Annotated in this window: 2 pseudogenes; both read right to left on the reverse strand. The window is 57.0% G+C overall.

Going from position 1 to position 336, the window contains the following annotated elements:
- Positions 1 to 93 (reverse strand): annotated as a pseudogene (locus ACQ4LH_RS21360) (hypothetical protein); the annotation flags it as partial.
- A 46-nt stretch (positions 94 to 139) separates the two neighbouring features.
- A pseudogene (locus ACQ4LH_RS21365) lies at positions 140 to 336 on the reverse strand (hypothetical protein); the annotation flags it as partial.

Genomic DNA, 336 nt, shown 5'->3' on the forward strand with positions numbered 1-336 from the left:
GGTATGCGCAGTAAAGCGCTCGCCCGGCATGATCAGCGGAATACCTGGCGGATATGGCACCAGCATCACCGCGGCAATTCGGCCTTCCAGTAACTNGCATAGGAGATCGCGGAGTTCGTCTCGTGTGCTGGGAGATGTGTATAAGAGAGAGGGTATGCGCAGTGAAGGGATCGCCCGGAAGGATAAGCGGAATACCTGGCGGATATGGCACCAGCATCACCGCGGCAATTCGGCCTTCCAGTAACTCAATCGGCACCGCCTCTACTTCACCACGTACCAGCTGGTTATAGGCATCGGCCGGTTTGATCGCCACTTCCGGCAGCACCTGTCTCTTAT

The sequence above is a fragment of the Pseudomonas peli genome, assembly GCF_050563605.1.
In the GTDB taxonomy this organism is placed as follows: domain Bacteria; phylum Pseudomonadota; class Gammaproteobacteria; order Pseudomonadales; family Pseudomonadaceae; genus Aquipseudomonas; species Aquipseudomonas peli_A.